Source organism: Pseudoalteromonas sp. GW168-MNA-CIBAN-0100 (assembly GCF_040309225.1).
GTDB lineage: Bacteria > Pseudomonadota > Gammaproteobacteria > Enterobacterales > Alteromonadaceae > Pseudoalteromonas > Pseudoalteromonas arctica.
Window position 1 is genome coordinate 1 of record NZ_JBEOOL010000690.1, and the last position, 263, is coordinate 263.

Here is a 263-nt window from a genome sequence, read left to right on the forward strand (position 1 = left end):
TCGGTAAACCAATAGCGCTCCATAATGAAAAGCGACCACCAACCCAATCCCACATCGTAAATACGTTGTCGTTACTAATGCCAAACTCGGCTGTTTTTTCTAAATTAGTGCTCACCGCAACAAAATGCTTAGCAATAGCGGCGTTATCTTTAGCTGTTTGTAAAAACCAATCAACCGCTGTTTTAGCGTTGGTCATTGTCTCTGACGTGGTAAACGTTTTTGATGCAATAACAAACAAGGTTGTTTCAGCATCAATATTTTTT

Annotated in this window: 1 protein-coding gene; it reads right to left on the reverse strand. The window is 39.5% G+C overall.

The genetic code is table 11. The annotated features are described in order from the left end of the window. Positions 1-263, reverse strand: a 263-nt coding sequence (locus AAEY62_RS23030) for a phosphoglucose isomerase-related protein (RefSeq protein ID WP_502935562.1), incomplete at both ends; no start/stop codon positions are given.